Annotated in this window: 7 protein-coding genes and 1 riboswitch; all 7 genes read left to right on the plus strand. The window is 69.6% G+C overall.

Annotation, left to right across the window (positions count from 1 at the left end):
• On the plus strand, positions 1 to 208 hold a 208-nt coding region (locus QN345_RS14965; RefSeq protein ID WP_323508812.1), incomplete at its 5' end, for a hypothetical protein.
• Positions 205 to 1,773 (plus strand): Na+/H+ antiporter subunit D, encoded by a 1,569-nt coding sequence (locus QN345_RS14970; RefSeq protein ID WP_322137209.1) that lies wholly within the window; start codon positions 205 to 207, stop codon positions 1,771 to 1,773. The genes QN345_RS14965 and QN345_RS14970, both read left to right, overlap by 4 nt.
• Positions 1,770 to 2,444, plus strand: coding sequence for a Na+/H+ antiporter subunit E (locus QN345_RS14975; RefSeq protein ID WP_322188387.1), 675 nt, complete (start codon positions 1,770 to 1,772; stop codon positions 2,442 to 2,444). The genes QN345_RS14970 and QN345_RS14975 overlap by 4 nt, the downstream gene beginning before the upstream one ends.
• Entirely contained in the window at positions 2,444 to 2,707 is a 264-nt protein-coding gene (locus QN345_RS14980; RefSeq protein ID WP_174774608.1) for a monovalent cation/H+ antiporter complex subunit F, read from the plus strand. Before QN345_RS14975 ends, QN345_RS14980 begins: the two co-directional genes overlap by 1 nt.
• The gene (gene mnhG, locus QN345_RS14985; RefSeq protein ID WP_322137211.1) at positions 2,704 to 3,060 is read left to right on the plus strand and encodes a monovalent cation/H(+) antiporter subunit G; all 357 of its coding nucleotides are present in this window, start codon (positions 2,704 to 2,706) and stop codon (positions 3,058 to 3,060) included. The genes QN345_RS14980 and mnhG overlap by 4 nt, the downstream gene beginning before the upstream one ends.
• A 5-nt stretch (positions 3,061 to 3,065) precedes the next feature.
• Positions 3,066 to 3,155, plus strand: a riboswitch (ZMP/ZTP riboswitch).
• A 24-nt stretch (positions 3,156 to 3,179) separates the two neighbouring features.
• Entirely contained in the window at positions 3,180 to 4,478 is a 1,299-nt protein-coding gene (glyA, locus tag QN345_RS14990) for a serine hydroxymethyltransferase (RefSeq protein ID WP_134449992.1), read from the plus strand.
• A gap of 168 nt (positions 4,479 to 4,646) precedes the next feature.
• Positions 4,647 to 5,528: a bifunctional methylenetetrahydrofolate dehydrogenase/methenyltetrahydrofolate cyclohydrolase gene (locus tag QN345_RS14995; RefSeq protein WP_134449993.1), complete on the plus strand. Its 882-nt coding sequence runs from the start codon at positions 4,647 to 4,649 to the stop codon at positions 5,526 to 5,528.
• Positions 5,529 to 5,546: the final 18 nt, after the last annotated feature.

Here is a 5,546-nt window from a genome sequence, read left to right on the forward strand (position 1 = left end):
CGAGCACGCTGCGGAGACCGCGTCCTCCGCGGAGCAGGACTTCCGGTCCTCCGCGGACGATGACGCGGCCGTGCGCGCCTCCCTCGACGCGAGCGATCACGACGACGCGAGCGATCACGACGACCCCGACGATCACGACGACCCGGACGACTACGATCACGACGACGGAGCGCCCGCCCGCCCCGGGAACACGGATGCCGCCCGATGAACCTTGCGACCATCCTCGTCCCCCTCGTCGTCGCCGTCCCGCTGCTCGGCAGCGCGATCACGCTCGCCCTCGGCCGGCGCACCGTGACCCAGATCGCTGTCGGCGTCGCCTCGCTGGCCACGGTCGCCCTGATCAGCGCCACGCTCCTCGTGCTCGTCGACCAGCAGGGACCCGCCGTCGTGCACGTCGGCGGCTGGCAGGCGCCGTGGGGGATCGTGCTCGTCGTGGACCGACTCTCGGCTCTCATGCTGCTCGTCTCGGCCGTGATGCTCCTCGGCGTGCTGCTCTTCGCCGTCGGCCAGGGCATCATCGACGGCGACAGGGAAACCCCCGTCTCGATCTTCCACCCGACCTACCTCGTGCTCGCCGCCGGGCTGTTCAACGCCTTCATCGCCGGTGACCTGTTCAACCTCTACGTCGGCTTCGAGATGCTGCTCTCGGCCAGCTATGTGCTGCTCACCCTCGGTGGTACCGGTGCGCGCATCCGTGCCGGCGTCACCTACATCGTCGTGAGCCTGGTCTCGTCGATCCTCTTCCTCAGCTCGATCGCCCTGATCTACGGCGCGACGGGGACCGTGACCCTCGCCCTCCTCGCCGAACGCATCCCCGCCCTGCCCGGAGACGTGCAGGGCATCCTCGGGCTGATGCTCCTCCTCGCCTTCTCGGTGAAGGCCGCCGTGTTCCCGCTGTCGTTCTGGCTCCCGGATTCCTACCCGACCGCACCCGCCCCGGTCACGGCGGTCTTCGCGGGCCTGCTCACCAAGGTCGGCGTCTACGCGATCCTGCGCACCCAGACCCTGCTCTTCCCGAGCAACCCGTTCCAGGTGCCGCTCCTCATCGTCGCCGCGCTCACGATGCTGATCGGCATTCTCGGCGCACTCGCCCAGGCCGACATCAAGAGGCTGCTGTCCTTCACCCTGGTCAGCCACATCGGCTACCTGATCTTCGGCATCGCGATCGGCACCCCGCTCGCCCTCGCCGCGACGATCTTCTACGTCGTGCACCACATCAGCGTCCAGACCACCCTGTTCCTTTCGGCCGGGCTCATCGAGCGCGTCGGCGGCACGACTTCCCTCGCCCGGCTGGGCGGCATGCTCAAGGCCGCTCCCGTCGTCGCAGTGCTGTTCTTCATCGGCGCGATGAACCTCGGCGGCATCCCGCCGTTCTCCGGCTTCCTCGGCAAGTTCGCCCTGTTCCAGGCCGGGGCCCAGCTCGGCACCCCGCTCGCGTGGGCGGTGATCGGGGCGGGAGCGGCCACCTCGCTCCTGACCCTCTACGCCCTCGCCCGCGCGTGGAACATGGCCTTCTGGCGCCCGCGCCGCGAGGTCGAGAACTACGACTCGGCCATGCTCGACCGCCTCACCGACGACCCGCACGACGACGGAACGGTCGTGACCAAGACCGTCTCCCGGCTCATGGTCGGCGCGACCGCCGGGCTGCTCGTGCTGACCATCGGGCTGACGGTCTTCGCGGGTCCCGTCTTCGACTTCGCGGCGCGGGCCGCCGCCGATATCGAGGCCCCGAGCGACTATGTCGACGCGGTCTTCCCTGGCGGCACACCGTGACGACCCGCGCGGAGCGCCGCGCCGCCCTCCTGAACCAGCTCCCGCTCTGGCTCGGGCTCGTACTGCTCTGGATGCTGCTCTGGGGCAGCTTCTCCTGGCTCAACCTCGTGACCGGAGCCCTGCTCGCCGCGCTCGTCTCCGTCGTTTTCTACCTGCCCGCCGTGCAGCTGAGCGGCCGGATCAGCCCGGCAGGCGCCCTCGCGTTCCTGCTGCGGCTGTTCGGCGACATCGTGCGCGCGTCCGTGCAGGTCGCCTGGCTGGCCCTCAGGCCCCTCAGGAGGCCCGCCGGTCCGGACAGCGCGATCATCGCGGTGCCGCTCCGCACCCGGAGCGACCTCATCCTGACCTGGACGGCCGTTGCGACCTCGATCGTGCCCGGATCGATCGTCATCGACACCGACCGGGTGAGCTCCACGCTCCACCTGCACGTGCTGAACGTGCGCACGCACGCCCAGATCGACCGGTTCCGGGTGAGCGTGCTCGCGACCGAGCGGCGCATCGTGCGCGCGTTCGGCTCGCGCGAAGACCTCGAACGACTCGCCCTCGGCGATGCTGTGGCCGCCGTTGCGGCGGCAACGGGCGCCGTGGCCGGGGACGCGCGCGCGGCATCCGCTCGGAATGACGACGACAGGGACCGCCGGAACCTGGACGACACGGGAAAGGAAACCTGATGGGAGTCGTCGTGATCGTAGCCGCCGTGCTGTTCGGCGCCGGGGGACTGTGCGCGGTGTACCGCATCATTCGCGGCCCGTCTGTCCTCGACCGCGTGATCGCCTCCGATGTGCTCGTCGCGACCGTGATCTGCGCGCTCGGCGCGGAGATGGCGATCAACCGGCACGTCGACACCCTGCCGGTGCTGCTCGTGCTCGCCCTGTTCGCGGTGCTCGGCTCGCTCGCCGTCGGCCGCTTCCTCGGCGGGAAGGAGCACTCGTGACCGCGGTGATCGGCGATGTGGTCACGGCGGTGCTCGTGCTCTCCGCCGCCCTGATGTGCCTCGCGGCCGGCGTCGGCCTGCTGCGCTTCCGGGATGTGCTCAGCAGGCTGCACGCGGCGACCAAGCCGCAGATCTTCGGCCTCATCGCCGTGACGGTGGATGTCGCGGTCAACAACTTCACCCTCGGCACCGTCACGCTCTCGGTCGCGATCGTGGCCTTCCAGGCGCTCACCGCCCCGATGGCCGCGCACCTCATCGCCAGGGTCGCGCACGACACCGACCGGTTCCGGCCGGAACTGCTCGTCGTCGACGAGCTCGGACGCGCGAACCGGCGCGGAGACCGCGGCGCCTGATAGGATTTGCGTGTCGCAACTGGCGTAGCACGAAAGATGGGTCACCATCGGGGAGCGACTGACACGGTTAGTGGCCGCACGCCTGGGCCACGACGATTAATTCAAGTCTGAGGAGACCCGTGTCCGAATCTGTGCCTGGTACCACGCTGCATTCCACCTTCAACGAGCCGCTTGAGGTCGTCGACCCCGAGATCGCCGCCGTCCTCGAACTCGAACTGGGTCGCCAGCGCGACTACCTCGAGATGATCGCGAGCGAGAACTTCGTGCCGCGCGCCATCCTGCAGTCGCAGGGCTCCGTGCTCACCAACAAGTACGCCGAGGGCTACCCGGGGCGTCGCTACTACGGCGGATGCGAGTTCGTCGACGTCGCAGAGGAGCTCGCGATCGCGCGGGCCAAGTCCCTCTTCGGCGCAGCGTACGCGAACGTGCAGCCGCACTCCGGTGCCACCGCGAACGCCGCTGTGCTCTCCGCGATCGCAACGCCCGGCGACACCATCCTCGGTCTCGAGCTCGCCCACGGCGGCCACCTCACCCACGGCATGAAGCTCAACTTCTCCGGCAAGCTCTACAACCCGGTCGCGTACGGCGTCGACCCGGACACCTTCCTCGTCGACATGGACGTCGTCCGCGACAAGGCCCTCGAGCACAAGCCGAAGGTCATCATCGCCGGCTGGTCGGCATACCCGCGCCACCTCGACTTCGCCGCGTTCCGCGCGATCGCGGACGAGGTCGGCGCCCTGCTCTGGGTCGACATGGCGCACTTCGCCGGGCTCGTCGCCGCCGGCCTGCACCCGTCACCGGTGCCGCACGCCGACGTCGTGTCCTCGACCGTGCACAAGACCCTCGCCGGCCCCCGGTCCGGCTTCATCCTGTCCCGGGACACCGCGCTCGCGAAGAAGCTCAACTCGAACGTGTTCCCCGGGCAGCAGGGCGGTCCGCTCATGCACGTCATCGCCGCCAAGGCGACCGCGTTCAAGCTCGCGGCCGAGCCGGAATTCAAGGAACGCCAGGAGCGCACCCTGCGCGGGGCCAGCATCCTCGCCGCCCGCCTGACGGCAGACGACTCGCGCGCCGCCGGCGTCGACGTGCTCACCGGCGGCACCGACGTGCATCTCGTGCTCGCCGACCTGCGCCACTCCGAGATCAACGGACAGCAGGCCGAGGACGCCCTCCACGAGGTCGGCATCACGGTCAACCGCAACTCGGTGCCGTTCGACCCGCGCCCGCCGATGGTCACGAGCGGCCTGCGGATCGGCACGCCCGCCCTCGCGACCCGCGGCTTCGGCGACGCCGAGTTCACCGTCGTGTCCGACGTCATCGCTGAGGCCCTCAAGCCCGGCGCCGACGTGCAGGCGCTCCGCGCCCGGGTCAAGACGCTCACCGAGGCCTTCCCGCTGTACCCCGGCCTGCACCAGTAGCGCACGCCGCATCCTGCACCACCACCCCCTGACGAATTCGACGGAGTTTTTGGGAAACACGCACGTGGGAAGCCCGTTTTCGGGGTTTTCGACCAGAAACTCCGTCGAATTGGTTCGGCGAACGCGGGGGTCAACCGCGCTCGAAAGCACCAAACGATTGGATCACGCATGACGGCAATCACCCTCGACGGAGTCGCGACCGCGTCCGCCGTGAAGACCGAACTCATCGCCCGTGTCACCGAGCTGCGTGCGCACGGGATCGTTCCCGGGCTCGGCACCCTGCTCGTGGGCGATGACCCGGGTTCACGTTCGTACGTCGCGGGCAAGCACCGCGACTGCGCCGAAGTCGGCATCGAGTCGATCCGCATCGACCTGCCCGCATCGGCGACGACCGCGGATGTCCGCGCCGCGATCAAGGACCTGAACTCCAGCCGCGAGGTCACCGGCTACATCATCCAGTTGCCGCTTCCCGTCGGCCACAACGAGAACGCCATGCTCGAACTGATCGACCCGGCCAAGGACGCGGACGGCCTGCACCCGACCAACCTCGGCAGGCTCGTCCTCGGCATCGAAGGCAAGCTCAGCTCGCCGCTGCCGTGCACGCCGGCCGGGATCGTCGAGCTGCTACGCCGCTACGATGTGCCGATCGTCGGCCGCAAGGTCGTCGTGATCGGCCGCGGGCTCACCGTCGGGAGGCCGCTCGGCCTGCTCTTCACCCGCAAGGGCCTCGACGCGACCGTCACCCTCACCCACTCGCGCACGGTCGACCTGCCGGAGGAGGTCCGCCGCGCGGACATCGTCGTGGCCGCGGTCGGTGTGCCGCACCTGGTCCAGGCTGACTGGATCAAGCCGGGCGCCGCAGTTCTCGACGTCGGCATCACCCGCCTGGTCGACCCCGTCACCGGCAAGGGCGTCCTCACCGGCGACGTGCACCCCGACGTCGCAGAGGTCGCAGGCTACCTCTCCCCGAACCCCCGCGGCGTCGGACCGATGACCCGCGCCATGCTGCTCGGCAACGTGGTCAAGGCCGCCGAGCGCGCCCTGCTCTAGCCCAGCCCCGCGCTTCCC

This window comes from Cryobacterium sp. 10I1 (assembly GCF_035019805.1).
Lineage (GTDB): Bacteria > Actinomycetota > Actinomycetes > Actinomycetales > Microbacteriaceae > Cryobacterium > Cryobacterium glucosi.

Excerpts from the sequence above, each read along its gene's own strand:
- QN345_RS14980 (WP_174774608.1), top strand. The coding sequence starts at position 2,444 with ATGGGAGTCGTCGTGATCGTAGCCGCCGTGCTGTTCGGCGCCGGGGGA.
- QN345_RS14970 (WP_322137209.1), top strand. The coding sequence starts at position 205 with ATGAACCTTGCGACCATCCTCGTCCCCCTCGTCGTCGCCGTCCCGCTG.
- QN345_RS14995 (WP_134449993.1), top strand. The coding sequence starts at position 4,647 with ATGACGGCAATCACCCTCGACGGAGTCGCGACCGCGTCCGCCGTGAAG.